Annotated in this window: 23 protein-coding genes; 14 read left to right on the plus strand and 9 right to left on the minus strand. The window is 62.1% G+C overall.

Features of this window, described 5'->3' with window-relative positions; genetic code table 11:
- Nucleotides 1-5 precede the first annotated feature (5 nt).
- Entirely contained in the window at nt 6-3,380 is a 3,375-nt protein-coding gene (locus ACB034_RS04745; protein ID WP_371172226.1) for an AAA family ATPase, read from the minus strand.
- Between the two features lie 215 nt (nt 3,381-3,595).
- Between ACB034_RS04745 and cysZ the strand changes: the two genes are divergently transcribed.
- Both cysZ and ACB034_RS04755 read left to right on the plus strand, forming a co-directional pair.
- A complete protein-coding gene (gene cysZ, locus ACB034_RS04750; protein WP_026458070.1) occupies nt 3,596-4,360 on the plus strand; it encodes a sulfate transporter CysZ in 765 nt (254 codons plus the stop codon).
- 152 nt (nt 4,361-4,512) lie between these two features.
- A complete protein-coding gene (locus ACB034_RS04755; protein ID WP_042027855.1) occupies nt 4,513-5,127 on the plus strand; it encodes a trimeric intracellular cation channel family protein in 615 nt (204 codons plus the stop codon).
- Nucleotides 5,128-5,212: 85 nt separating this feature from the next.
- Here ACB034_RS04755 and ACB034_RS04760 read toward each other — a convergent pair whose 3' ends face one another.
- From ACB034_RS04760 to ACB034_RS04775, 4 genes are all read right to left on the minus strand, one after another.
- A complete protein-coding gene (locus tag ACB034_RS04760; protein WP_026458071.1) occupies nt 5,213-5,464 on the minus strand; it encodes a lipoprotein in 252 nt (83 codons plus the stop codon).
- A 47-nt stretch (nt 5,465-5,511) separates the two neighbouring features.
- The gene (locus tag ACB034_RS04765; protein WP_042027856.1) at nt 5,512-6,057 is read right to left on the minus strand and encodes a DUF882 domain-containing protein; all 546 of its coding nucleotides are present in this window, start codon (nt 6,055-6,057) and stop codon (nt 5,512-5,514) included.
- Between the two features lie 150 nt (nt 6,058-6,207).
- Entirely contained in the window at nt 6,208-7,692 is a 1,485-nt protein-coding gene (locus ACB034_RS04770; RefSeq protein WP_371172227.1) for a murein L,D-transpeptidase, read from the minus strand.
- 72 nt (nt 7,693-7,764) lie between these two features.
- Nucleotides 7,765-8,541, minus strand: a complete 777-nt coding sequence (locus tag ACB034_RS04775) for an ABC transporter substrate-binding protein (RefSeq protein WP_223378670.1) — start codon at nt 8,539-8,541, stop codon at nt 7,765-7,767.
- A gap of 337 nt (nt 8,542-8,878) precedes the next feature.
- Between ACB034_RS04775 and ACB034_RS04780 the strand changes: the two genes are divergently transcribed.
- From ACB034_RS04780 to ACB034_RS04800, 5 genes are all read left to right on the plus strand, one after another.
- Entirely contained in the window at nt 8,879-9,424 is a 546-nt protein-coding gene (locus tag ACB034_RS04780; RefSeq protein WP_026456915.1) for a hypothetical protein, read from the plus strand.
- A gap of 55 nt (nt 9,425-9,479) precedes the next feature.
- A complete protein-coding gene (locus tag ACB034_RS04785) occupies nt 9,480-10,496 on the plus strand; it encodes a glycosyltransferase family 2 protein (protein ID WP_026456916.1) in 1,017 nt (338 codons plus the stop codon).
- The gene (locus ACB034_RS04790; RefSeq protein WP_026456917.1) at nt 10,493-10,864 is read left to right on the plus strand and encodes a GtrA family protein; all 372 of its coding nucleotides are present in this window, start codon (nt 10,493-10,495) and stop codon (nt 10,862-10,864) included. The genes ACB034_RS04785 and ACB034_RS04790 overlap by 4 nt, the downstream gene beginning before the upstream one ends.
- Complete coding sequence (locus ACB034_RS04795; RefSeq protein ID WP_042073111.1) at nt 10,864-12,024, plus strand: membrane protein; 1,161 nt, start codon at nt 10,864-10,866, stop codon at nt 12,022-12,024. Before ACB034_RS04790 ends, ACB034_RS04795 begins: the two co-directional genes overlap by 1 nt.
- A 210-nt stretch (nt 12,025-12,234) precedes the next feature.
- Nucleotides 12,235-14,346 carry an alpha-amylase gene (locus ACB034_RS04800; protein ID WP_371172228.1) on the plus strand — a complete coding sequence of 704 codons (2,112 nt, stop codon included), beginning with the start codon at nt 12,235-12,237 and terminating at the stop codon, nt 14,344-14,346.
- A gap of 70 nt (nt 14,347-14,416) precedes the next feature.
- On the opposite strand, the gene ACB034_RS04805 is transcribed toward ACB034_RS04800, so the two are convergent.
- On the minus strand, nt 14,417-15,052 hold the full coding sequence (locus tag ACB034_RS04805) for a glutathione S-transferase N-terminal domain-containing protein (protein WP_371172364.1): 636 nt from the start codon (nt 15,050-15,052) through the stop codon (nt 14,417-14,419).
- Between the two features lie 158 nt (nt 15,053-15,210).
- On the opposite strand from ACB034_RS04805, the gene ACB034_RS04810 reads away from it, so the two are divergent.
- From ACB034_RS04810 to ACB034_RS04825, 4 genes are all read left to right on the plus strand, one after another.
- Nucleotides 15,211-15,855, plus strand: a complete 645-nt coding sequence (locus tag ACB034_RS04810) for a response regulator transcription factor (RefSeq protein WP_124238738.1) — start codon at nt 15,211-15,213, stop codon at nt 15,853-15,855.
- A gap of 128 nt (nt 15,856-15,983) precedes the next feature.
- Nucleotides 15,984-16,565 carry a TetR/AcrR family transcriptional regulator gene (locus ACB034_RS04815; protein WP_371143670.1) on the plus strand — a complete coding sequence of 194 codons (582 nt, stop codon included), beginning with the start codon at nt 15,984-15,986 and terminating at the stop codon, nt 16,563-16,565.
- A 59-nt stretch (nt 16,566-16,624) separates the two neighbouring features.
- Nucleotides 16,625-17,503: an alpha/beta hydrolase gene (locus ACB034_RS04820; RefSeq protein WP_201978440.1), complete on the plus strand. Its 879-nt coding sequence runs from the start codon at nt 16,625-16,627 to the stop codon at nt 17,501-17,503.
- A gap of 110 nt (nt 17,504-17,613) precedes the next feature.
- The gene (locus ACB034_RS04825) at nt 17,614-18,777 is read left to right on the plus strand and encodes a patatin-like phospholipase family protein (protein ID WP_371172229.1); all 1,164 of its coding nucleotides are present in this window, start codon (nt 17,614-17,616) and stop codon (nt 18,775-18,777) included.
- 6 nt (nt 18,778-18,783) lie between these two features.
- On the opposite strand, the gene ACB034_RS04830 is transcribed toward ACB034_RS04825, so the two are convergent.
- Nucleotides 18,784-20,736 (minus strand): cation:proton antiporter, encoded by a 1,953-nt coding sequence (locus tag ACB034_RS04830; protein ID WP_371172230.1) that lies wholly within the window; start codon nt 20,734-20,736, stop codon nt 18,784-18,786.
- Between the two features lie 119 nt (nt 20,737-20,855).
- Here ACB034_RS04830 and ACB034_RS04835 point away from each other — a divergent pair, with 119 nt between their 5' ends.
- Complete coding sequence (locus ACB034_RS04835; RefSeq protein WP_371172231.1) at nt 20,856-21,758, plus strand: GGDEF domain-containing protein; 903 nt, start codon at nt 20,856-20,858, stop codon at nt 21,756-21,758.
- Between the two features lie 44 nt (nt 21,759-21,802).
- Here the strand turns inward: ACB034_RS04835 and tilS are convergent, their stop codons facing one another.
- Entirely contained in the window at nt 21,803-23,164 is a 1,362-nt protein-coding gene (gene tilS, locus ACB034_RS04840; RefSeq protein ID WP_371172232.1) for a tRNA lysidine(34) synthetase TilS, read from the minus strand.
- A gap of 166 nt (nt 23,165-23,330) precedes the next feature.
- Here tilS and ACB034_RS04845 point away from each other — a divergent pair, with 166 nt between their 5' ends.
- Together ACB034_RS04845 and ACB034_RS04850 are read left to right on the plus strand one after the other, a co-directional pair.
- Nucleotides 23,331-25,364 (plus strand): M13 family metallopeptidase, encoded by a 2,034-nt coding sequence (locus ACB034_RS04845; protein WP_371172233.1) that lies wholly within the window; start codon nt 23,331-23,333, stop codon nt 25,362-25,364.
- A 45-nt stretch (nt 25,365-25,409) separates the two neighbouring features.
- On the plus strand, nt 25,410-25,862 hold the full coding sequence (locus ACB034_RS04850) for a PliI family lysozyme inhibitor of I-type lysozyme (RefSeq protein WP_201978458.1): 453 nt from the start codon (nt 25,410-25,412) through the stop codon (nt 25,860-25,862).
- Nucleotides 25,863-25,928: 66 nt separating this feature from the next.
- On the opposite strand, the gene pdxY is transcribed toward ACB034_RS04850, so the two are convergent.
- Nucleotides 25,929-26,807, minus strand: a complete 879-nt coding sequence (pdxY, locus tag ACB034_RS04855) for a pyridoxal kinase PdxY (protein ID WP_371172234.1) — start codon at nt 26,805-26,807, stop codon at nt 25,929-25,931.
- Nucleotides 26,808-26,818: the final 11 nt, after the last annotated feature.

The raw sequence follows: 26,818 nt of genomic DNA on the forward strand, positions 1-26,818 counted from the left end.
TCTTTCTAGTTTTGCTCAGCCAAAGCGACGGCTTCACCGATATCGACCGACACAATGCGCGAAACTCCGGGCTCTTGCATCGTGACGCCAACCAGCTGCTCAGCCATCTCCATGGAGACCTTATTATGACTGATGTAAACGAACTGTACTGTGCTCGACATCTCTTTGACAAGAGAACAGAAGCGACCGACGTTCACTTCATCGAGCGGTGCATCCACCTCATCCAGCAGACAAAAAGGTGCTGGATTGAGTCTGAAGATGGCAAAAACCAGCGCAAGGGCGGTTAGCGCCTTCTCCCCCCCGGAAAGCAGGGCAATGGTAGCATTCTTCTTACCCGGAGGTCTCGCCATGATGCTCACTCCGGCCTCCAAAAGATCATCCGAGGTCAGTTCAAGCCAGGCACTGCCTCCCCCGAACACTTTTGGAAACAGGGATTTTAAATCTTCGTTGACCTTATCGAAAGTGTCCCGGAACCGTATTTGTGTCTCTTTATCAATTCTTTTAATGGCTTGGCTCAAGGTTTCGAGGGCCTGCTCAAGATCCTGACACTGGTTTTCGAGGTAGGTTGCGCGGGTTTTCGCCTCCTCATACTCCTCCAGCGCCGCCAGGTTGATGGCGCCGAGCGCTTCCACTTGCGCCTCCAGGGTCTGGATCTCCTGGCGCAGCTTGCCGCGATCGGCGGCAATCAACACAGCCTGATCGAGATCCACCAGCCGCACGCCCAGCTCCTCGAACTGTTCGTGCAGTCCCTGGCGGCGGGTCAGGTTGCGCTCGCGCTCGAGCCTGAGCTGGGCCAGCTTCTCCTGCAAGGCCACCAGCTGCTTGTGATCGGCACTGCGCGCCTGTTCCAGCTCGGCCAGTTGACGTTCCAGCTCCGCGAGCCGCTGATGACAGGCCAGCTGCTGCGCCTCCAGATTGCGCTGCTCGGCGAGCAGGGGGGCGAGATCCGGCACCCCTTCGCTACCCGGCCCTTTCAGGCTGGCCAGCTCCAGCCCAAGCCGCGCCAGCTCCTCCTCCCCCAGAGTGATCAGCTGACGCAGATTCTGCTGCTCCAGTAGCAGACGCTGACAGACCACCCCTTGCTGCTCGCGCCGCACACGCGCCTCTTCCAGCATTCGCTCGCATTGGCTGACCCGCTCCTGGGCGGCCTGCAGCCCTTGGGTCAGCGGCTCGCCCTGCTCCTGCAACTCGGCAAGCTGCGCCTCCTCCTGCGCCAGTTGCTGGCAGGCAAGCTCCAGCCGCTGCACCTCGTCGGCCTGCTCCTGGTCAAGCCGGGCAAGCTCTTCACCCAGCTGGCCGAGCCGCTGCATTCGCTCCTGCCGTTGCCCCTGTTGCAAGCTCCAGGCTTCCCGCAGTTGCTGCCACTTTTGCTCCTGCTCGCGCAGGGTTCGCTGCGACAGCTCCTGCGCACTCGACAGCCGGGCTCGTCCGGCCTCGGCCGCGGTTAACTGCTTGGCCAGCCGCGCCAGATGCGCCATGGCCGTGCTTTGCTCGGTATGCAACCGCTCACGCTCGCCGAGCAGCGCCAGGGTGCCCAGGGTGCTGCCCTGCCCCAGATCGGCCCAGTTGGAACCAAACCAATCTCCGGCAGGAGTCAGCACCGACTCACCGGCCAACAGCGTTGGCTGGCGGGCCAGGGCTGCGTCCCGCATATCGGCCAGCCAGATGGCGTTGAGAAAGGCGGGAATATGGTCGCCATCGAGTTGCGCCGCCAGGGTGCCGGGAACCACGGGCTGGGCTGGACCAATCCAGAGCCCCTCTTGTGCCAGATTGCACTCATCGGACGGGGTGGCCGTGAGCCAGCGGCCAAGCACCTTGTCCAGGGCCTGGGCCCACTCGGGGGCTACCTGCAACCGGTCTGCCAGGGTGTCCCCTTCCATCTGCTCCCCGAGGATCTGATCCAGGGTGGTCAGCCTGGCTTCGAGTTCGCGCAGCAAGCCCTGCTGCTGGCCATGCTCCTGCCTGAGCCGCTCATGTTCATCCACCGCCTGTTGCAATTGTGCGGTCAGCTCCCCCAATCCGGCCCGGGTCAGCTCCAGCTCGGCGCCCAGCTCGTCGAGACGGGGTTGCAGCGTCTCATCGTCCCCCTTGATGGGACCGGCACGCTCATCTTCCAGCTTGAGTCGCGCCAGCCGGGTCTTGGCTTGCAACTCCTGCAGGCCTCCGACCCGGGCGCGAGTCTGGTTGATCTGCCCCTGCAGTTGCGCCAGTTGCTGTTGCCACAGTTGTTGCCGCTGACGAGCCTGCTCCAGCTGTTCGCTGGCGATAAGTCGCGCCTCCTGCTGCTCGGTGAGCAACTGCTCACACTGCTCCAGCCTGGCATCCTCAAGTTCGGCTTTGAGTACCCCGTCGGTCAGTTGTTCCTGCTGGCTGGCGAGCTGGGCCTTGCGCTGGGCGATCCGCTCCCCCAGCGTCTGCTGGCGGGCCTGCCAGTCGCGGCCCAGTTCGTGCTGGTGAAGTTGCTGCTGCTCGAGACGGGCGATGGCCTGGCCGCCGAGAAAGAGCTGCTGCTGGCGGCTCGCCTGCTCGGCCTGGGCCTCCTGGCGAGCCACCGACAGAGTGACGTGGCGCCCCTCGTCCGCAGTGCGCTTGGCATCGAGCGCAGCCAGCGCCTGCTCGGCCTGGGCCAGCTCGCTTTTCGCCTCGCCAAGGCGGGTCTCCAGCGCCCACAGCTCGGAGCCAATCAGCTCGGCACGGGCGGCGCGCGAGCGGCTCTTGAGCTGCTTGTAACGCTCGGCGGTCTCGGCCTGGGACTTCAAGTGCTCAAGGCGGGATCCCAGATCGCCGCGAATATCGCCGAGGCGTTCAAGGTTTTCCTGGGTGTGGCGGATACGCTGCTCGGTTTCCCGGCGCCGCTCCTTGTAGCGGGAGACCCCGGCCGCCTCTTCCATAAAGAGTTTGAGGTCGGCAGGGCGAGACTCCACCAGCCGGCTGACGGTGCCTTGCTCTATGATGGCGTAACTGCGCGGCCCAAGGCCGGTGCCGAGGAAGAGATCGGTGACATCCTTGCGGCGGCATTTCTGGCCGTTGATCTGGTAGTGGTTGGAGCCGTCGCGCAACACTTCACGGCGTACCGAAATCTCGGTGAAGCGGCCAAATTCGCCGGGCACCCGATTGTGGGGGTTGTCGAATACCAGCTCCACCGAGGCGCGGCCATGGGGGCTGCGGTTGATGGAGCCGTTGAAGATGACATCCGTCATGTTCTCGCCGCGCAGGTGGCGGGCCGAGCTCTCTCCCAGCACCCAGCGCACCGCGTCGATCACATTGGACTTGCCGCAGCCATTGGGCCCGACCACGGCGGTCATGTCGGCATCAAGCTCGATACGGGTCGGTTCGACAAACGACTTGAAACCGGCGAGTTTGATCAACTTCAGACGCATGGAGGCCTACACAAATAAAAAATAAAGAGGGGGGCGAGCAGCCGACGTTACCAAATCCAAACCGGAGCCTGGTTTGTCACAGGCAGGCGGCTTCCCCGCAACAACATCCGGAGCCCGGCTGAACCGAGTCGGAAAAGGAATTGACTGGTGACTTTACCAAATCAAAGGCTTGTTTGTAATATGCAGGCACTTTCCCATGAACAGATGGAGCTCATATGAGCCAATCACCCCGTATGGTAAAAGATTCAATCAGCGGCGCCGATTACTTCCTGCGCGGCTTTTCTCTCATCCGCCAACCCGGTATCCGCACCTTCGTCCTGATCCCCCTGCTGGTCAACTTCGTGCTGTTTGCCGGCGCCTTCTACGCCCTGCTGCTGCAGCTGGACGGCCTGTTCGCCTGGCTGCACCAGCAGATCCCTGCCTGGCTCGACTGGCTGGACTATCTGCTCTGGCCCATCGCCCTGGTGACCATACTGGTGGTCTTCTCCTTTGTGTTCAGCTCGGTGGCGAACTGGATAGCCGCCCCCTTCAACGGTTTGCTGGCAGAGAAGGTGGAGCAGATCCTCACCGGCGAGACCCCGAATGACAGCGGCATGCTGGATATCGTCAAGGATGTGCCACGTACCTTCGGTCGCGAGTGGATCAAGCTCAAATACTACCTGCCCAAGGCGATCGGTTGTCTCATCCTGTTCCTCATCCCCGTGGTCGGCCAGACCCTGGCTCCCGTGCTCTGGTTCCTGTTCAGCGCCTGGATGATGGCGATCCAGTACGTCGACTATCCGTTCGACAACCACAAGATCGATTTCATCACCATGCGTGACGCCCTCAAGCAACGCCGCGGCAAATGCCTGAGCTTCGGTGCCCTGGTCACCCTCTTCTCCGCCATCCCGGTGGTGAACCTGTTCGTAATGCCGGTCGCCATCTGTGGCGCGACCGCCATGTGGGTTGATCACTACCGCCAGGAACAGCTTGGCCGCTGATCCCCAAACCTGATGCAACCAAGGCACCTTCGGGTGCCTTTTTCTTTTTCGCCCCATTTCACATGAATTAAACTAATGAATACATTGCTTTCCTTGTCCCATATGGCGCGACTTGCTAGGATGCAGGCCTGAAACGCACCCTGGGATAACTCATGTTACATGCTCTCTTCTTGCTCGGCCTGGTGGCCGAAGGGATGACCGGCGCGCTGGCAGCGGGTCGGCGGCGGATGGATCTGTTTGGCGTAGTGATCATCGCGTCTGCGACGGCCATCGGAGGGGGTACCATCCGCGATGTGCTGCTGGGCCACTATCCCCTGCTCTGGGTTGAGCATCCGGAATATGTGCTGTTGGTGGCAGGCGCCGCCATGGCGGGAGTTATCTCGGCACCGCTGATGCGCTACCTCGGCAAGCTGTTCATGGCGCTGGATGCCCTGGGGCTGGTGGTCTTCTCCATCTTCGGTGCAGCCAGGGCTCTGGATATGGGCCATGGTGCCGGCATCGCCTGCATCATGGCGGTGGTGACCGGGGTGTTTGGCGGTGTGCTCAGGGATCTGCTCTGCCAGCGCATTCCGCTGGTGTTTCGTCGCGAACTCTATGCCGCCATCTCGCTGGTGACAGCCGCCCTCTACTGCTTTGCCCTGGAGCAGGGCCTGCCCAATGACTGGGCGGCGTTCGGGTCTATCGGTATCGGTTTTGTGTTGCGCCTGCTGGCGGTACGTTTCAAGTGGGGACTCCCCACCTTCAACTACCAGTACGCAACCCACTGATTACGCCAGCTTCTGGCAAAGCCGCTTAAATTCAGAACACAAAAAAGCGCCCTCGGGCGCTTTTTTGTCATGACAGACTCAGGTGTCAGTTGATCCCTTCCGAGCTGAAGAAGGTCGCCTTGTCAGCGATGAAGCGGATCTTGATGTTCTTGCCTTCCCCGCCCCAGACGCAGCTGGTGGTGCCCAGCGCATCGTCACAGCGCTCCGCCTTGCCAAGGATTTCACTGGCCTGCGCGTACGTCATGCCCATCTTCAACTTGTCGTAATTATCGCGGTTGAGTTTGCTGCAACCGGTCAGCAAGAGGGCGACCAGAGCGCCAATCATTATCTGTTTCATCGTTATCTCCTCACTGGAGCGACGATCTTGTCAGCTTGTTGATACATTTACCAGCTACGAACCGGGCCGGTATCGAGATGGACAAAATTGTCATGGGGATAATAACCGACCCCGCCGACCCCCAGATTGAGGGCGGCCTTGCGCAGGTGGGCCAGTTGCACCCCGGGGATCCGCACATCCACCGCCTGCCCCAGGGTGTGATAGCTCTGCTTGGCCACACCACGGCTCTTGCTGCGCTTCTGGCGATTGGTGGCCGGTGAACGATAGCCGGAAATGAGCTGGATCTCGCTGCGCCGCCCCAGTTTTTGCTGCAACAGATAGAGTTGATCGAATAACCGCCTGTCGATATTGAACACTTCGTTGCGACGGTAATCCCGCAGTATGTGGTTAAGCTCGGCCAGCCCGTCGCTCAGGTAATGGCCATTCTCCCAGTAACTGGCGCGCACCCGCTCGCCGGTGTTGAGATTGAAAAAGCTCAGTTCACGCCCGGCCGTGCTGCGGCTTGCCAGCGCCGGGAGGGGAAGCAGGGCGCCACCCAGCAGACAACCGGCTCCCAGCAGCAGACGACGTCGACTTATCTCTTGTTCCAGCATAAGGAGTTGATCCATCGCTCATTGATGCAAAACGGGTAAGTAAATGTGACAAAGACGCTTGAAACTACCCGTGTGCGAGGGACTATGTCAAACCGCAAGGCTCCATGAAAAAGCCCGACCGGGGTCGGGCTTTTCACACTGTGGCAGGGATCACAACAAACGGCTCTGGAAGCTGACTCGATCAAATCCGTAAATATCGTTGCGCAGTTGCTGGCGCCCGGTCTCGTCGACCCAGCTGCTCCAGTAGACGGTAAACACCGGGATCGGGGAGGTCAGCGGCAGCCACTTGGTCTGGGACTGCTTGAGGATGCTGGCGACCTTGTCCGGCTGATAGCGGGAGTCCGCCAGCAACAGTTCAGCCAGATCGTCGGCATGTTCCACCCGGATGCAACCCGAGCTGAAGGCCCGCGCACCCTGCTCGAACAATCCCTTGCGGGGGGTGGAGTGCAGATAGATGGCATCGTTGTTGGGCAGGTAGAACTTGTAGCGCCCCAGGGCGTTGTGATCCCCCGGCTTTTGTCGCAGGCGGTAAGGGAAACCTGAAGCCAGCGCCTGATGCCACTCCTCTTCGGTGAACTGCACCGGATTGCCTTCACCGTCGACCACCTCGAACTGCTCACGGCTCAGGTAGGCGGGATCCCGCCCGAGTTTGGGCAGAATATCCTTGCTCAGAATGGATCGCGGCACATGCCAGGCCGGGTTGAGCACGATGGATCGGATCTCGCTGGCCAGGATGGGGGTCGCCCGCTGCTCCTTGCCGACGATCACCCGGCTGGTAAACACCTCGCTACCTGACTCCACCACGCTCAGGCGGTAATCGGGGATATTGACCAGTACATAACGGGGCTTGGCGAGCTGATCCACCAGATCGCGACGCCACAGGTTGCGCAGCAGCAAGCTGGCGCGCACCTCGGGGCCGGTATTGAGCCAAGTACGGGTCTGACGGCCTATGATGCCGTCGGCGGTGAGGCCATGACGGCGCTGGAATGCCTTGATGGCCTGCTCGGTCTCGGCATCATAAACGGCATCCTGATGCAGGGGGGCGACATCCCCCAGCTCGTTCAGCATGGCGCGGATCGTCCCGAGTTCGGCGGAGGTTTCACCGGCACGCAGGGTAGGAATGTCGAGGGAAGGCCACTTGCGAGCCATCGGCATGGCCAGCAACTTGCGCACTTTTTCTCGCACAGCCTCATACTCGGCGACCTGCGGACGCAGTGCCCTGACCTGAGTCAGCAGATCATCAGTCGTCGGAGTCAGGTTGATTGGCTGATTGAGATCCAGCTTGAGGGTCTTCATCTGCTCGCGGGAGACCAGATCCATCCCCCGCCAGGCGTGCTGGAAGCGAGTGAGCTTGGTAAAGACCTCGTCATAAATGGCGCCACGCCGGGAGGCGGGTGTGGCGTTCAAACGCTTCCACAACGCAAAAAAATCCGGATGCAAGCGGGCCAGCACAGCCTCCTGCAACTGCTGTTCCAGCTCGGCCCGGGCCAGTTCGGCCTGGGAACCCTGATACCAGTCATGCCGGGTTTCACCGACAGCCACCACGATGGGCGTCTCTGCAGCCTGTGCCACAGTCGCGGGCAGGCAGCCCAGCCACACCAGATTGGCCAGAGCCAGCCAATACTTCATCCCCATGGATACCTCAAAAACGATTTGTTTACTCTGCCCGCCCCTGCGGTCGGGTTGCTCATGATGCGCGAATGGCTATCACTTTGCCAGTTCCGGCGACACATAACGTCGCCAGATGGCGTCATACTCGCTCGTCACCTTGAAGGCGGCCAGCTCCTGATTGAAACGCGCAATAAAGTCCGGAGAAAAACGCTTTTTGCTGAAAAGAAAGAAGGTGGGCAACTCATGCACCGGCTTGCCATGGGGTACGATCTGGCCGGCCAGCCCTTGCTCCTTGAGCCCCCAGGGGGTGGCCAGCATGTCACCGAGGAAACCGTCGATCCGCCCGAGCACCAGCTTGCCGTAGTTCTGCTCATCGTTGACCGTGCTCACCTGGGCGCCATGGTAAGCCAGCAGGGACATCACCTCGTCACCATAGAAGTAATCCTTGGTCACCCCGAGTTTGTGGCCACTGACCAGCCAGCTCGCCAGCTCCTGTTCGTGATAATGCTGCCCCTTGCGCACCCACAGGAGCGTGCGTCCCGGGTTGTAGGTATCGGAGAAATAGCCGTAGCGGGCCCGGTCTTCGTTGAAATAGACCTCCATCGCCATATCCAGCTTGCCGAGCTCAATCTCGTGCAGCACCCGCTTCCAGGGCAGTTCCACATAATTGGCCTGGCAGCCGATGCGGGCCAGCACGCCGTTGAGCGTCTCGACGGCAAACCCGTGCACCTGCTGGCGTGCATCTCCGTCATCGTAGTAGTGATAGGGTGGCCAGTTGTCAAAACCGACCCGAAGTGGAGCCGGGCAGAGGCTGGCGGCAAATGCCTGCGGCATCCAGCAGCAAAGCAGCAAACAGTAGGCAGTCCATTTCATATGTCGTCCTTGACAAACAGATGAGTCATCATAAAACGGCCTCGCCAAAATGGCGATAGCACTCCTATGACGATCTATATGTGCAGGAAGCTGACGCAGCAAGCAATCGGCTCGTATTTCTTCCCAGACTGACGCCCCTCTTGCCGTCAGCACGCCTTGCCGTCCGAGCGGCAAATTACCAAGTCCTGCCTTTTGAACTCCCGGGGTTGGGTAAAGGGAGTGAAGGGGTTAATATGTGAACAAATATTTTTTTGTGATCCACTATGCTTTTTTTGCAATTGGATTAGCATATGCGCGAAATCGGCCTACCTATTTTTTGTCAGGCGTAGAGAGTGATATGACGTACAAAAAGTTTGGTTTTCTAACTGCAATCCTGGCGTTGAGCGGTTTTTACCTCTACACCCTCTATCTGGCCGCTCACCCCAACGTGAGCCTGGCCTACCGGCTCTATTACCTGGAAGGCAAGACCCGCTTCTGGGAGCACAACTCCAGCATGACCTATCAGCCGGGCAACGAGCTCAATCTGACCAAACCGAGCCGTTTTCTCTCCAGTGAAGGCTGGGCCAAGAAACCCGGCGCCGAGGGCACCCAGCTTAGCGGTCAGGGTGGCCTCTATTTCGTGTTGCCCAAGCAGGCAGCCAACCCCGATGAGCTGACCGTGCATGCCCGAATCAACAGCCCGCAAGCCGGCGCCCTGCTGAAGGTGGCCCTTGGCAACAACTTCACCACCACGGTGAAGCTGGCGAAAGCGGGTATCAACGAGATCCGCCTCAGCCTGCCGGGCAATTCACTGACGGCAGACCCTAAACACCCCAACTTTCTGGCCCTGTCGGCACCGACCCCCATCAATGTGCAGTCGGTACGCATGACCCTTGCCCAGTGAGCCTTGCCACGCGCACGGTTTGATAAAAGCAACTATCCAAAATAAGGACGTTCTTATGTCGTATCCAGATTTTCGACTCTCTCTGGTCGTTCCCGTATACAACGAGGAAGAGAGCATCGATGCCTTCATCAATGCGATAGACAACGAACTGGCCCCGCTGAAAGACCAGCTTGAAATTGTATTCGTCAACGACGGCAGCCGTGACCGCACCCGTGAAGTGGTCGAGCAGGCCATCGCTCGCGATCCCCGCGTAACCCTGGTCAACCTGGCCCGCAACTTCGGCAAGGAGGCGGCCCTCACCGCCGGTCTGCACCAGGCCAAAGGGGATGCCATAGTCCCGATGGACGTGGATCTGCAGGATCCCCCCGCCCTCATTCTCGAATTCGTCAAGCTTTGGCAGACCGGCGACTATGACACCGTCTACGGCATCCGGGTGGATCGCAGTGCCGACACCCCGATGAAACGTGTCACCGCCGGTGGTTTCTACCGCTTCTTCAACGCCCTCTCCACCAGCACCAAGCTGCCGGAAAACGCCGGCGATTTTCGCCTGATCGACCGCCGCGTGGTGGAGGCGATCAAACAGTTGCCGGAGCGCAACCGCTTCATGAAGGGGCTGTTTGCCTGGGCCGGTTTTCGCGCCGTCGGCGTTCCCTACGAGCGCCCTGCCCGCCACGCGGGTGAGACCAAGTTCAACTACTGGAAGCTGTGGAACTTCGCTCTCGACGGTCTGCTGAGCTTCTCCAGCTGGCCGCTGCGCGTCTGGAGCTATGTGGGTGTCGGTGTCTCCTTCATCGCCTTCCTCTATCTCATCAAGATCATCACCCAGGTGGTCTTCTTCGGCATTGACGTACCCGGTTATGCGTCCCTCATGTCCGTGGTGCTGTTCCTCGGCGGTATCCAACTGTTGTCTCTCGGCATCATTGGCGAGTACATCGGCCGCATGTTCGTGGAAGTAAAGCAGCGCCCTGTTTACCTTATCGAAGGGGTCTATGGCCAGTATGCCCGGCAGGAGGCCCGGCAAGGGCAGGATGCCAATCCAGAAGCTGACAAGCAGGAGCAGGCGTCCCAATGATCTCCCGCGAGGAATTCTGGCGGCTGGTACGGTTCGGTTTTGTCGGCGGGGGCGCGACCCTCGTCGATCTCGGCACCTCGTTCGCGCTGTTTCACACCTGGCCCACCATCTCCGAGCATCTGGTCACGACGTTGGCGTTTGCCATCGCGTTCTGGTTCTCCTTTTTCGGCCATCGTTACATCACCTTCCAGAAGCAGGGTGCCGCCAGCAAGTTTCTGCTGGTCGCCCTCTTCTCGCTGGCGGTACGTAACCTCATTCTGAGCGGCTTGCTATTTGCAGGGCTCTCCGGTCTGTTGCCCGTGGTGATCGCCACGCTGACCGTGACCGTGCTGACCTATCTCCTCTCTCGCGTCTGGGTGTTTGCCTGATGAATGACATGACCACCATGGCCCCCGCGCAGGCGGGCCCCTATCGTCCATCACTGCGGATCAGCGGCCGTGACTGGCTGATGATCATCGCCGCCTTCGTGCTGAGCCGGGTTGCGCTCTATGGCATGGGCTACTTCGGGGTCCAGCTCTACGGCGCCACCGATATCGGTCCGCTGCAGGCCTATTGCCAGTTCGACTGCGTCTGGTTCCAGCGCATCATCGAAAACGGCTACGACCTCTACCCGCGCTGGCTCAGCAAGGGCAATGCAGCCAACTGGGCTTTCATGCCCCTCTATCCCATGCTGGCCGGCTCCCTCTCCAGCCTGCTCAACGTGGAGAGTCTGATCGGCCTGATGCTGGTGGCCAACATCGGCTTCTTCGCCAGCATGCCGCTGATGCTGCTGGTGCTGCGTCAACTCAAGCTGGGTGACGAGACCGCCCGCTTCGGTGTCTGGCTGCTCGCCTTCTCCCCCTTCTCCGCCTATTTCGTCTCCGGCTACACCGAGTCGATGTTCATGGCGCTGATGCTGGGAATGTTCCTGTTCGCCTATCGGGAGCAGTGGCTGATGGTAGCGGCGCTCGGGGTCTGTATCTCGGCCACCCGCAACCTGGGGGTCATGATGGTGTTCCCCGTGCTGATCCTGGCGCTGCAAGCCTACGGCTGGCGCGAGTTCTTCCGCTTCACCGAGCGCGCCTTCAAGGTGGTATTCACCCTCTGGCTGATCCCGTTCGGCCTATTCGCCTATATGCTCTACCTCTATCACCTCACCGGGGATGCGTTTGCCTTCAAGCACATTCAGGTGGCCTGGGGCCGTTCCATGGACAGCCCGCTGGACTGGTGGCTGAGCGGTTTCGAGCTCGGCGGTCGCAAGGCTTACCTCTCCATCATGGTGATCTTCGGCTGGTGCCTGAATGCCTATCTGTTCAGCCAGAAGCGCTGGGCCGAGGCGACCCTGATGTTCATCTGCTGCACCATACCGCTGATGACGGGGCTCAACGCCATGCCGCGCTACATGTTCGGCCTCTACCCGACCCTGCTGGCCATCATACTGATGACCCATCGCTGGCCGGCCATTCGTCCGGCAGTGCTCTGCATCAGCGGCATGGTGGCCTCCTTCATCGCTGTCGCCTTCGTCAACTTCAAGTTCTTTACCGTCTGACGACACCACAGCCTGACAATGCCGGTCCCTGGACCGGCACTTTTTATGGCAGCGGTTTTTACACCGACACGGCAGGCATCACACTTTCCCCTTCTTGAAAACGTAACCATTTGAACTAACGTCACAAATCGGCGTTTTAGCGCTCCAGGGCCAAGGGCCTGCCTCCTAGAATGGGCGCACCTTCATCTCGCCCCGCTCAAGGAATGGCTTATGCGTCGCGCTAATCGTCTCTCCCCCTTGTGGCTCGCCCTGCTGGCCAGCCAGCCCTTTGTCTCCCAGGCTCTGGCCGCCCCCGACATCCACCTCTATGTGGATGGCCAGGCAGTGGCGACTCCGCTGGCACTGGACAAGGGGACGGTGACGCTGACCCATCCCCTGGCCAAGGGCAGCCATAAAATTCGCATCGGCGACGCCGCCAACAGTTGTGGCTCCAGTTTTGGCCCGATCGAGGCCAAGCCGCTCCCCTTCGGCACCGCCCAGCCCATGGATAAATGCAGCAAGGGAGAGAGCTTTACCCTGCGGGTGATGCTGGCAGGGGACTACGAGTTCACCTTCAACCCGGATACCCCCAGCCTCAAGGTGCTGCGCGCCACCAAAAAGAGCGAGTTCAAGCGCCAGCCACCACAAGAGCCCTGCATCAGCTGGGATGGCGGCCCGGTCACGGTATCGCTAAACGGGGTCTGGCCCGACGGCACCCGGTTGCGGGATGCTTATTCGGGGCAGGAAGGCGTGGTGAAACAGGGCAAGTTGACCCTGACGCCAACCAAAGAGAGCGGCGGCCTGCTGTTGCTCGAACCGCTCAAGGCGGCCAAACCGGCTCCCTTCAGCTGGGATCTGGCGAGCGTCTACTTCCTGCTGACCGATCGCTTTCACAACGGCGACCCCTCCAACGACCACAGCTTCGGCCGCCAGAAGGATGGTCAGGACGAGGTGGCCACCTGGCACGGCGGCGATTTCAAGGGGTTGACCGAGAAGCTTGACTACATCAAGCAGCTCGGCATCAACGCCATCTGGATCACCCCAATGGTGGAACAGGTGCACGGCTTTATCGGCGGCGGCGAGCAAGGCAACTTCCCCTTCTACGCCTACCACGGCTACTGGGCGCTGGACTTCACCAAAATTGATCCCAACTACGGTGACGAGGAGAGCCTGAAAACCCTGGTGGACGAGGCGCACAGACGCGGCATGCGGATCATCCTGGACGTGGTGATGAACCACGCCGGTTACGCCACCTTGGCGGATCTGCAGGATCAGGGGCTCACGGATCTGGTCCAAAATACCGGAAATTTGCCAGGCCGCTGGAGCGAGTGGCGCCCGAGCGGCGGCCTCGACTGGCATGGCTACAACCAGTTTATCGACTATCAATCACCCGCCTGGAGCAAGTGGTGGGGCCCTGACTGGGTGCGCGCCGGCCTGCCGGGCTATCCGCAACCCGGCACCGACGACGTGACCGGCTCGGTGGCCGGGCTCCCTGACTTTCTCACCGAGTCCACCAAACCGGTGGGCCTACCGCCTCTGCTCACGGCGAAAAAGGATACCAGGGCCAAAACGCTGCCCAACGCCACTGTGAGCGACTACCTGATCACCTGGCACACCGACTGGGTGCGCCGCTTTGGCATCGACGGTTTTCGCGCCGATACCGTCAAACATCTGGAGCCCGAGGTGTGGGCCAAGCTCAAGCAAGCCGGCACCGCCGCCCTCAAGGAGTGGAAGGCTGCCAACCCGGACAAGAAGCTCGATGACCTGCCCTTCTACATGGTGGGCGAGGTGTGGGATCACGGGGTCGCCAAGGACTTCTGGTACCAAAATGGCTTTGATTCCCTGATCAACTTCGACTACCAGCGTGAGTTCGCCCTGCCCCAGGCCCAGTGTCTGGCGGGTGCCGAGCCCACCTATGCCAGCTACGCCAGCCGTATCAATCAGGATCCCGGGTTCAACGTGCTGAGCTACATCAGCTCCCACGACACCAAGCTGTTCTTCGGCGACTATCAGGACGTGCCGTTGCAGCGGCGGGTGGCGAACAGCTTCATGCTGCTGCCGGGGGGCATCCAGATCTACTACGGGGACGAGTCAGGCCGGGGGCTCGCCAAGGACGGTGGGGTATTTGACCAAGCACTGCGTTCCGACATGAACTGGCAGGAGCTGGGGAGCGGCGAGAAGGCCGAGCTGGTCAGGCACTGGCAGCGCCTCGGCCAGTTCCGCGCCGCCCATCCGGCCATTGCGGCAGGCAGCCACAAGAAGATCGAAGATGCCCCCTACGCCTTCGTGCGAGAGAAGGGAGATGACAAGGTGGTGGTGGTGTTCGCCGGGCGCCAACCGTAAGCCAGCCGGTTTAACACCCGCCATTTGACAGGAGGGAAGCCCATGGCTCCCCTCCTCTTTTTGCCTGATGCTAGGCGCTGGCGTCCTGGCGCTGCGCCTCGGCCGGCCACTGCAGACGGGCCTTGACCAGAGTCTCCTGCCACAGGGGCCAGGCCAGCAGAGCCTTTTGATACTCTCCCGCCAAACCGGGCAAATGGAAACCATAGCTCGCCAGCCGGTAGGCCATCACGGCGTAGAAGGCGTCTATGATGCCCGCCTCGCCAAAATAGAAGGGACCCCGCGCCTGCCCCCAGATCTCCTGCAATCTGGCAAGCTCGCCGATGGCCTCCACCGGCGGGTCGATGCGGGTCGGCGCTCCCAGAAAGAAGGGTAGCAGGGTGCGTATCTGGCGAAAACCGGCATGCAGCTCGGCGCACAGACTGCGGGCCAGGGCCCGCTCGGCCAGCGAGGGGGGATAGAGCTGGCGATCCGGGCACAGCTCGTGGATATATTCGGCGATAGCCAGCGAGTCGTGTACCCGCACCCCGTCATGATCCAGCCAGGGCACCAGCCCGGCCGGAGCCTGCCGTTTGAGCCGCGCCAGGGCGGCGGCATCGTCCAGATCGAACACCTGCACCTGCCACTCCAGTCCACTCATGGCGAGCACCAGCGCCGCCCGCATCGCCCAGGTGGAACCCGTGCCCACCGTCAATACCAGGGATCCCATCATTTGCCTCCTGCATGAATCCGTGCCAGCCATCCTGTCTGCCCCAGTGGCATCACATCCGATGGTCACCTCACATTTGCACACCAGCGGGTTTGACCCCCTTGGGGAGCGATGCTAGTTTGAGTTTTCAAAACAATCAGTTAGCAACCATGTGAGCTATGGATAGCCAATTTACCATCGTCATTGCAGATGACCACCCCCTGTTTCGCAGCGCCCTCTATCAGGCAGTCCACATGGCCATCGACGAGGCCCAATTGCTGGAAGCGGACTCCATCGACAGCCTGACCCTGCTGCTGGGGGAGCACCCCGAGGTCGATCTGCTGCTGCTCGACCTCAAGATGCCGGGTGCGAATGGCTTCGAGGGGCTGGCCCATCTGCGCGGTCAGTATCCCGACCTGCCCATCGTGGTGGTCTCTGCCTCGGAAGATCCCGCCATCATCCAGCAGGTGCTGCGACTGGGAGCCCTCGGTTTCATCCCCAAATCCGCCCCCATGAAGGAGCTGGTCAGCGCCCTCAATACGGTGATCGGGGGGGACAACTGGGTGCCTGAGGGCATCTCGCTGCACCCGGAATCCGAGGACGGTCCCGATTTTGCCAGCAAGCTGGCAAGCCTCACACCCCAGCAGTACAAGGTGCTGGTGATGCTGCGCGATGGCAGCCTCAACAAGCAGATCGCCTGGGAGCTCAACGTCTCCGAAGCCACCATCAAGGCTCATATCACCGCCATCTTCCGCAAGCTCGGCGTCAAAAACCGCACCCAGGCAGTAATCGCCTTGCAACAGATGGATATCAAGGACAACTGAGGCGCTCCCCCTTAGCGGCTCCTCTTTTTTCGTAGACCCGACAGAAAGCAACAGCGCCCCGATCGCTTTGCCGCTCGACAATTAGCACGATCGTACTTTATGCTGCCCGGGCAATGGAGGAGAGAGCGATGAGCAAGGGCCGCCTGACCCGCGACAACATTTTGCAGACTGCGTTCGAGCAGGCGAGCCGGCAAGGGCTGGAGAGCCTGACCATAGGCTCGCTGGCAACTGCATGCGAGATGTCCAAAAGCGGCCTGTTTGCCCACTTTCAGTCCCGCGACAACCTGCAGATCGCCGTGCTGGAGTATGCAGCCCAGGTGTTTCGCGAGCGGGTGATCCAGCCGGTACGCCAGCAGCAGCACGCCAGCCAGCACGACAAGCTGACCGCCCTGTTGCAAGCCTGGCTGGCCTGGAACCAATGCTTTGCCGGTCGCTGCATGTTCCTCGATGCCTGGACCTCGGCCCAGGATGGTGAGGTGCAGCAGGCGGCCCGCCAGCTGGTACGTTTCTGGCTCGACTACCTGGCTCGCCAGGTAGTGAAGGGCCAGGCGCAGGGGGAGTGGCGCGGCGACATGGATCCCTGGCGCGCCGTCTACCGGCTCTACGGCCTCTATCTGGCGGATCAGGTGTTCAATGCCCTGGATCTTTGCCAGGATCCGGCCCGTCACTTCTGGCCCGAGGTGGAGAAGGTACTGGCCAGCTGGCGCTGATCCTTTTAAAAACCGACAAAAAAGCACGACCGTTCGCACATAAAACCGACAGGATTATCATGAGCAGCAAGATCTACTTCAACACCCGCCGCTTCAACCCGAGCAAATGGTTGCTGGGGATCGGCACCCGTCTGCACCACAGGATCGCTCCCGCCCACGCCAAGCGCACCGCCAGCAAGCTGCTGCTCACACCCCAGCGCAGCAAGCGGGACGAGACTCCCCCGGCCGGGCTGGTCAAGCAGGCCGTGCATACCAGCGAAGGCGTCTTGATGAGCTACCGCCTCGGTCAGGGGCCGGTCTGGCTGCTGATGCACGGTTGGTCCGGCAGCGCCAGCCAGTTTTATCCGCTGATGCGCCATATCGCCGCCCAGGGCTTTACGGCGATTGCCTACGATCATCCGGCCCACGGCCACAGCGCCGGCCAGACCGGTCACCTGCCCCGCTTCGTACGCGCCTTTGACGAACTGGCAGCCAGCGTGGCCGACGAGCTGGGCCCCATCGCCGGCATCATAGCCCACAGCATGGGGGGCGCCGTCACCCTCTCCAGCCGCCAACCGGCCATGGATACACTGCCGCTGCTACTCATCTCGCCGGTGCTCGACTATGTGCCCCAGCTCTACGGCATGGTGGCCCGCTCCGGCTATTCCATCCGGCTGTTCGATGCGGTGGTCAAGGAAATTGAGCAGGAGTACCAACACCCCTTGAGCACGGTCGATCCCCTGGGCCGGCTCGCCAGCCGCCACGGCCCCGCCATGATAGTGCACGATGAGGAGGACAGATTTGCCCCCCACGACGATTCGCTTCGCGCCAGCCAGGAGGGCCACACCAAACTGGTGAGCACCCGGGGACTCGGCCACGGGCGCATCCTCGCCAGCGCCCCTGTCTTTGCCGCCTTCGACCAGCTGGCAAGGCCCGAGCATCCTCATCGCGACTTGTAAGCAAGGGACGAAAAAAAACGCGTCAGCGCCCTTTTTTATATTTGATACAGCGCTTTATAGTTAACTTGTCAGTGGGAAAAACGGCATGGATAACGATAAGGCGCACCCCTATGGCCAGACCCAACACCGCATTGTTGCTCACCGGAGGCGGCGCCCGGGCCGCCTATCAGGTCGGCGCCCTCAAGGCGATTGCGGAGCTCTATCCCCGCAATCTCGGTATCCCGTTTCCCATCCTGTGCGGCACTTCGGCGGGGGCCCTCAATGTCACCGCGCTGGCCTGTTACGCCTCCTGCTTTCATCTTGGGGTGCGCAAGCTGGAGTGGGTCTGGCGCCGCTTCGAGACCCACCATATCTTCGACTTTCACCCCGGCCGCCTGCTGTGGCGCCTGATGTATGAAGGCTCGGCCGGGCTCATCACCCCCGACACCAACCACGCCTTTCACCTGTTCGACAATGCCCCCTTGCACCGTCTGCTGGATCAGCTCATCGACTATCATCGCATCGACGACAACATCCTCTACGGCAGCCTGGAGGCGCTGGCCATTACCGCCTCCGACTATGACGATGGCCTCTCCACCACCTTCTTCCAGGGGCGCAACGAGCACCATCCCTGGGAGCGGGCCAGACGGCGCGGGGTGCGCACCCTGCTCACTTCGGAGCACCTGCTGGCCTCCGCAGCGCTGCCCTTTGTCTTTCCGGCGACCCAGATAGAGGGCAAGTTTTACGGCGATGGCTCCATCCATCAACTGAGCCCCCTCAGCCCGGCGATCCATCTGGGGGCGGAGCGGATCTTGCTCATCACCCTGGATCCGCCGACCCGCACGGCGCCCACCCAGCACCATGGTCACCTGACCAGCTCCAACATCGCCAGCCACCTGCTCGATACCGTGTTCACCGACACCCTCAACTCGGATCTGGAGCGGCTGTGGCGCATCAACCAGACCCTGGATCTCATCCCCGAGCGCGAGCGCCGGCGTCTCAAGCTCAAGCGGGTGGAGACCTGCGTGCTGAAACCGAGTCAGGATCTCGACGAGATGGCGCTTCCCTACCTGCGCAAGTTGCCGCTGCATCTGCGCCGCCTGTTGCGAGTTCTGGGAGTGAAGGGGGACGAAACCAGCAGCCTGGCCAGTTTCCTGATGTTCTATCCGGGCTACAGCCAGCAGCTTATCAAGCTGGGCTATCAGGACACCCTGAAAGAGCGGGCGCGGGTGATCGAATTTCTCAATCTGGAGGCGCTGCTCAGAGACGAGGCCATGCTGGAGCCCCAGCTGTAACTGGGCTCAGTGCCCTTCCAGCAGTCGCTGCTCGGCCTGCTCCATTGCCACCGCGGTGCCAAACAGGATCAGCCGGTCGCCGGCGGCGAGCCGGAGTTCGGCCCTGGGTTCCAGAGTCTGCTCACCGCGCTGCACCTCTTTGATCCTCACCTCCCCCAGCGGCAACTCCTGCACTTCGCGCCCCACCGCCCAGGCCTGATCGTGCAGCAGCAGCGGGTGGAGCCGTTCGAGCAGCTGATCGGCCTCCATGTTGCTGGCACTCTGATCCCCCCAGTAGAAGCCATGCAGAAAGCGGTACTGGCTGCTGCGCTCGTGCTCCATTCGCCGGATCACCCGCCCCAGGGGGACGTCGCAGTTGACCAGCAGATGGGAGACAAGCATCAGGGCCCCCTCCTGGGATTCTGGGATCACCTCGAACGCCCCCGCCTGTTTCAGCTGCTCGAGAAAGCTGTCATCCCGGGTGCGCACCAGCACCTTGAGATCCCCGGCCAGCTCGCGGATTAGCGCCAGCATGGCCTCGACCCGCTTGCGATCGTCGAATGTGATGATCACCAGCCGGGCCCGCAGCAAGCCGGCGGCCAGCAGGATATCGCGCCGGCTGGCATCGCCGAAGGCCACCTGCTCCCCCGCCAGTTTCGCTTCGCTCACTCGCTCGGGGTCGAGATCCAGAGCAAGAAAGGGGATCTCTTCGAGCTTCAGGAAGCGGGCGCAGGTCTGCCCGGCACGGCCGAAGCCGGCGATGATCACGTGCTGGGTTTTGCTAAGGCCTGACTGGGCTACCTCGGAGCGGGTCAGCAGGGCGGGATCGGTCAGACTGCGGGCCAGGGAGTGGGCCTGGATCACCAGCCAGGGGGTCATGGCGATGGAGATGATCCCCATGCCGATCAGCAGCGACACCAGTTCCCTGGCCAGTAATCCATGGTGGCTGGCCAGCGCCAGCAGCACGAAACCGAATTCGCCGACCTGGCTCAGCATGATGCCCGCCGCCAAGGCGTCGCGCTTGCGTTCCCCCATCAGACGACCGGCCAGCAGCACCAGCAGGGCTTTGCACAGCACCAGTCCCAGCACGCAGAGCAGTACCTGCCACCAGTCTCTGGCCACCAGTTCCCAGTTCATGGCCATGCCGATGGTGATAAAAAAAAGCCCCATCAGCACGTCGCGAAACGGCTTGATGTCCACCTCCAGCTGGTGGCGATAGTGGGACTCCCCCAGCATCATGCCCGCCAGAAAGGCCCCCAGCGCCATCGACAAGCCCAGCGAATAGGTCATGGCAGCGGCTAGCAGGGCCACCAACAGAGCGCTCAGCACGAACAGCTCGTCGGAGCGGGCCCGCGCCACCTCGTGAAACAAAAGCGGCAGCAACCACTTGCCGACCGCCAGCAGGCTAAACAGGGCGAACAGCCCCTTGAGAGTGGCCCAGGCGATCTCCGCCAGCAGGGCGCTGCCCTGCACTTCTGGCCTGGCCAGGATGGGGATCATCACCAAGAGCGGCACCACCGCCAGGTCCTGAAACAGCAGCACGCTCACCCCGAGCTGGGCACGGCGGGTATGGAGCTGTTTCTGCTCCCCCAGCTGCTTGATCACCACGGCGGTCGAGGAGAGCGCCAGGGTGCCGGAAACCACCAGCGCCTGGGGCAGACTGAGCCCCCACCAGCGGGCAAGCCAGAAAAAGAGCAGGGAGGTGAGCAGCACCTGTAGCCCCCCCACCCCCAGCACCAGCCGGCGCATCGCCAGCAATTTGGGCAGGGAGAATTCCAGCCCCAGGGAAAACATCAAAAAGACGATGCCGAGCTCGGCGATGGTCTGCATGGTGGACTGGCCGGTCACCATGGCCAGTCCGTGCGGGCCGAGCAGTACCCCGGCGATCAGGTAGGCGAGGATCACCGGCAGCCCGAGGCGCCGGAAAATCGCCACTAGCAAGACGGCGGCAAACAGCAGGATCAGCAGATCTGTATACAAATTTTCCTCTCCTTTTATCAACTTAAGTCTAGTCAGCCGGGCCGGGAGGCAGGAAAGATATATTGGGCATGCCAATTGCAGGGAAGAGGGAGTAGTCAGGTGTTTACAGGTGGAAAGCCATGGAAAATACGTCGTCACTCAATGGTTTTGCCCATAGCCTCGAGCTGTGGGTGCACCAGAGCGAGCGGGTCGTGCCGTTACATAGCGTCGAGCGTAACCAGTTGCTGGAACAGTTGCTGGGGCAGCAGGATCTCGACGCTCTGCTGACAACCTTTGCCGCCCAGGCGGCAAAAATTGTCAGGATCCACAGCCTCTACTTCGAGCACGAGCAGCCCCGCTCCCTGATCCAACATCCGCCCCTGGCGACCCTGACACCGCACAACCACTCCTTCGAGCTACGCGGCCAGCATGGCCAGCTGCTCGGCCAGCTGCACTACGAGCTGGATCTGCCCATGAGCAGCCACCAGCAACGACGACTGCTGCAGTGCCATCAGTTGCTGAGCCTGCTGCTGCCGCTCTATCTGCGCCTTGAAAAGCTCGATCAGCTGGTGCGACTCGATCACCTGACCGGCCTTGGCAACCGCTCCTACTTCGATGAGGCCATCGGCCGCGCCATCGAGCAGCATGGCCGCGAGCCCCACGGGTTGGTGCTGGTGCTGCTGGATCTGGATCGCTTCAAGCAGATCAACGACACCTGGGGTCATCCGGTGGGGGATCTGGTGCTGAGCCGCTTCGCCCTGCTGCTCAAGGGGTGTATCCGCAGCACGGATCAGGCATTCCGGCTCGGGGGGGACGAGTTTGCGCTGCTGCTGCAACCGGCCGAACCCGAGGCATGGCGTCCGGTCTGGCTGCGTCTGCAGCACATGCTGATGACCAGCAAGGAACTCTCAGCCTTCTCGGTTGGCTGCAGCCTGGGGGCCGCGACCTGGCAATCCGGGGTCGACGTGCAGAGCCTCTACGAGGCGGCCGACAACCACCTCTATGCCCGCAAGAAAGCGGGCAAGACAGACCCCGGCGAATAGACAATCTGGCGGCCCCGCCATGGCAACAGGATGGGGGCCGCGATTCAATCCAGATCGCCTGACTCCGGCATGACGGAGGCAAGCCGGGCCGCCTGCCACTCACATCTCAGCCCCTCCTCCTGCGCCAGAAAACCGTCACAGACAAAAAGCCCCACCACGGCCGCCACCTGATCGCCATAGTAGAGGATGGGAATGCGCCCCCGCTGCCAGGAGGGTACGCCATACTCCTGCAGCAGTTTTTTCAGACGGCGACTGCCGGCGCGCCCTACCGGTTTGAGCATGGTGCCGGGCACCACCTGAAAGCGCACCGAGAGCGGCTCATCGCCCCGGGGCAACCGCAGCAATCCCTCCCCGCCGGTTTGCCGGCGAAGCAGGAGCGTGCCCAGTCCGTCAGGCAGTGAAATCACCTCTCCCGTGGTCAATGGCAGCTCCTGCTGGCAAGGCTGCAGGTCGGGGGTGACCAGATAGAGGCGATCCTGGAAGCGGCGACAGCTCTGCTTGCCCCAGTTGAGCTGCGGGTTGGCATCCCCTCGGGCCAGTGCCACCTCCTGCCAGAGCCGGTTGAGCTGTTCGCGAGAGGGCATCTCGCCCCCCTGGCGACGGAGCCAGTAGCGCAGCAGATTGTTGCGCCGCGCAGGCGAGAGGGGCTGCAGGGCCGCGATATGGAGCGCCTCTCCCTCGCCCGCCAGATGCCAGTCCTGTGCGGCCAGCTCCTCCAGCAGTGCTTCTTGCTCGGCGCAGATCGCCATGGTGCGGCTTGCGGTCTGGGCCATGGCGGGCCAGCGCGCCTTGAGCCGGGGAATAAGCTCCTGGCGCAAAAAGTTGCGATCGTAGCTCACGTCCCGGTTGCTCTCATCCTCCACCCAGCCATAAGGCAGGGTGGCGGCGGCCTCGGCCAGCTCGCTGCGGCTGATATCGAGCAAGGGGCGCAGCAACTGACCCCCGGCAAAGGGCTGGCTTGGCAGGATCCCGGCCAGGCCGCGCAGCCCGGTGCCCCGTTTCAAGGCCAGCAGCAGAGTCTCCAACTGATCGTCCTGATGATGGGCGGTGAGCAGCCACTCCCCCTCCCCCATGTGCGCAGTCAGGCAGCGATAGCGCACCTCCCGGGCCTGGGCCTCCAGGCTCTCGCCATTGCCGCGCACCAGCTGCACCCGCTCCACCATGAGTTCTACCGCCAATTGCTGACAGACGGTTTCGCAGTGGGCGACCCACTCATCGGCGTGGGGGCTCAGACCATGGTGAACGTGGAGGGCACGCAGGCCAAGGTCATGCTCGCGGGCGAACTGCGCCGCCAGCACCAGCAGCACGGTGGAATCGAGCCCGCCGCTGAACGCCACCAGCAGGCGGGTGGAACCTTCCGGCACTGGCAGGGTCTGACAAAAGCGAGAATAAAGATGAGAAATCATAGGCTTCCCCGAAACGGACCGGCCGATCTTAACAGAGTCAGGCTTATCAAGCTGCAGCCCGACTGCTAGAGTGAGCTGCATCCCAGAACTCCAAATGGTACCGAAAGTGGTGCCAGGATGCCCCCGTTGCAAGGGAAGCAAACAACCGGAATTGGAATCAAACAGCATGAACAACAAGAAAAGCATACTGGCCGGCCTCATTGGACTGACCCTGCTGGCCGGCTGCAGTCAGGCACCGCAAGGCGACCCCAAACACTCTGGACTGGCGCTGGCCAACATGGACACCACCGTCAGCCCGGGCGACGACTTCTTTCGCTACGTAAACGGCAAATGGCTCGCCAGCGCCAAGATCCCCGACGATCGCCCCGCCGATGGCGCCTTCTACATGCTGAGGGACAAATCCCTCGCAGACGTGCGGGTGCTGGTCGAGGGGCTGGCCAACCAGAGCGCCGCCGACGGCACGCCTACCCAGCAGATCCGCGATCTCTACGCCAGCTATCTGGATCAGGCGGGCCGTGATGCCAAGGGGCTGTCACCACTCGCTCCCGCCCTCGCCCTGATCGATCAGATCCACGACCAACGGGATCTGGCCCGCGCCTTTGCCGAGGCGAGCAAGCTCGGGGGCGGCGCCCCGTTCGGGATCGGGATCGGCCCCGACGCCAAGGCGCCGGATCGCTACGCTGTCTACCTCTATCAAGGGGGCCTGGGACTGCCGGATCGGGATTATTACCTCAAAACGGATGCCGACAGCCAGACCCTGCGCCAAAAATACGAGCGCCACATCGCCAGCATGCTGACCCGGCTCGGTGAGTCCGACCCGAGCGGCAAGGCCAAACGCATTCTCGCCCTCGAGACCCGGCTCGCAGCCATCCAGTGGGACAACGTCACCCTGCGGGATCGGGAGAAGAACTACAACAAGCGCCCGGCTAGCGAGCTGGCCCGCCTCGCTCCCGCCATCGACTGGCAGGCCTATCTCGATGGTGCCGGCATCGCCGCCCAGCCCGATCTCATCATCGGCCAGCCGAGCTACCTGGCCGCGCTGGATAAGATGATGGCCCAGACCCCCATCGCCGACTGGCAGGCCTACCTCAAGTGGCAGCTGCTGACCGACTACGCCCCCTACCTCGACGGCGAGACGGATCGCGCCAACTTCGCCTTCTACGGCACCACCTTAAGCGGCACACCCAAGCAGCGCGCCAGCTGGGAGCGGGCACTGGGGGTGCTCAATGATCACCTGGGCGAGGCCGTCGGCCAGCTTTACGTGGCCCGCTACTTCCCGCCCGAGGCCAAGGCCCGGATGGAGCAGCTGGTGGAAAACCTGCGCACCGCCTACGGCCAGAGCATCGAAGAACTCGACTGGATGTCGCCAGAAACCAAGGCGCAGGCCCTCGAGAAGCTGGCCAAGTTCAGACCCAAGATTGGCTATCCGGACAAGTGGAAGGACTACAGCGGCATCGTCATCAAGCCGGACGATCTGGTGGGCAACCTGCAGCGGGCCCAGGCGTTTGAATACGCCGACGATCTTTCCCGCCTCGGCAAGCCGGTCGATCGGGACGAATGGCACATGTCACCCCAGACGGTGAACGCCTACTACAACTCGAGCAACAACGAGATCGTCTTCCCGGCGGCCATACTGCAGCCCCCCTTCTTCGACATGACGGCGGACGATGCGGTCAACTATGGCGCCATCGGCGGAGTGATCGGCCACGAGATGGGCCACGGTTTCGATGATCAGGGGGCCAAATCCGACGGCGACGGCATGATGCGCAACTGGTGGACACCGCAGGATCTCAAGGAGTTCCGCTTCCGCACCAGCCGGCTGGTGGCCCAGTACAACCGCTTCGAGCCCATCAAGGGGCAGTTCGTCAACGGCCAGTTCACCCTGGGCGAGAATATCGGCGATCTCGGCGGCCTCACCATCGCCCACAAAGCCTACGAGCTGTCGCTCGATGGCAAGGAGGCACCGGTACTGGACGGCTTCACCGGCGAGCAGCGCTTCTTCCTCGGCTGGGCCCAGGTGTGGAAGGGGATGTACCGCCCCGAGCTGATGCAGATGCTGCTGCGCTCCGATCCCCACTCCCCGCCCGAATACAGGGTCAACGGCGTGGTACCGAACATTCCCGCCTTCTACGAGGCCTTCAACATCCAGCCGGGTGACAAGCTTTATCTGCCGCCCGAGAAGCGGGTGAAGATCTGGTAAACACCACCAACGGGGGCGCCCAGGCGTCCCCGTAAGGAGTCAACGATGAAAAACAGGATGATGGCGCTGGGGCTGCTCGCCCTGCCTCTTTTCGCCCTGCCCATGGTCGCACAAGGGGCGGAAGGGGCCTCCCGCCAGCTGACCCTTCCCTCCGGCCAGATCCTCGTGGTGAGCGAGGGTCGCGGCGAGCCCGCCTCCATCGGCAGCTATGACGTGCGCCTCTACACCGGGGCCAATCCCCAGTTTCCCCTCGACCAGTTTGTCGAGGGCAAGGTATTGCCCCGGGAGGGCAGCATCAGGGAGTTGAAACTGCTGGATCTCAACGGTGACAAGCAGCCCGAGCTGGTGGTCATCATGGAGAGTGCCGGCAGCGGCAGCTACCTGAGCGGCGATGCCTTCACCATAGGCCCCCAGGGGGAACTCGAACTGTTTCACCAGATAAGGGATCTGCCCCCGGGCGAGGACATCATCAAGGCGCTCAAGAGCCCGCAAGACTGACCACAGCCCAAACCAGCACGCAATAAAAAGCCCTGATCATCAGGGCTTTTTGCTATCTGGCGCCAATCAGGCGGCACAGGTCAGGGCAAGCCGGGTCGCCCGGATGCGCACATGGGGCTGCGCCATCTCGTGCTGGACCGCCACCAGTTGCAGCTCATAGGCATTGACCAGCCAGGTCTGGGCCAGCACCGCATCCACGCTGGCGTTGGTCCGCTCGAACGCCACCACCGGCTCGTATCCGGCCAGCAGATTGGCCAGCATGGTGGCACTTAGCAGATCTCCCACCCCGATGGGCTGGCGAGCAAACGGATAGAGGGGGCGCGAGATATGAAAGGCCCCCTCGTCGCACACCAGCAGCATTTCGAAGCGATCGTGGCCAAATCCGGCCCGCCCCAGATGCTTGACCAGCACCAGCCTGGCCCCCCGCGCCCGCAGCTGCTGGCAGGCTGCCACCGCCTCGGGCACGTTGTGGATCTCGCGGCCGGTGAGCCGCTCCAGCTCCAGCAGGTTGGGGGCCAGCATGTCGGCGCAGGCCAGCGCCCGATCCTTGAAGAACTCGGCGACGCCGGGGGCGACGATACACCCCTTGTCGGGGTGGCCCATCACGGGATCGCAAAAATAGAGGGCGCGCGGATTACACGCCTTGAGCCTGGCCACTGCCGCCAGTATCTCCTCCCCCTGAGCGGCAGAGCCGAGATACCCGCTGAGCAGCGCATCGCACTGCCCCAGCACGCCGATGTCGGTGAGGCCCACCATCAGCTGGCCGATGTGGCCCGCCGGCATCACCATCCCCTGCCACCCCTGGCTGTACTGGGTGTGATTGGAGAACTGCACCGTGTTGACGGGCCACACTTCCACCCCCAGACGACGCATGGGGAAAACGGCGGCGCTGTTGCCGGCACAGCCAAAGACCACGTGGGATTGAATGGAGATCACTCGCTTCATGATTGGCGACT

It is taken from the genome of Aeromonas sp. S18(2024) (assembly GCF_041402525.1).
GTDB lineage: Bacteria > Pseudomonadota > Gammaproteobacteria > Enterobacterales > Aeromonadaceae > Aeromonas > Aeromonas enteropelogenes.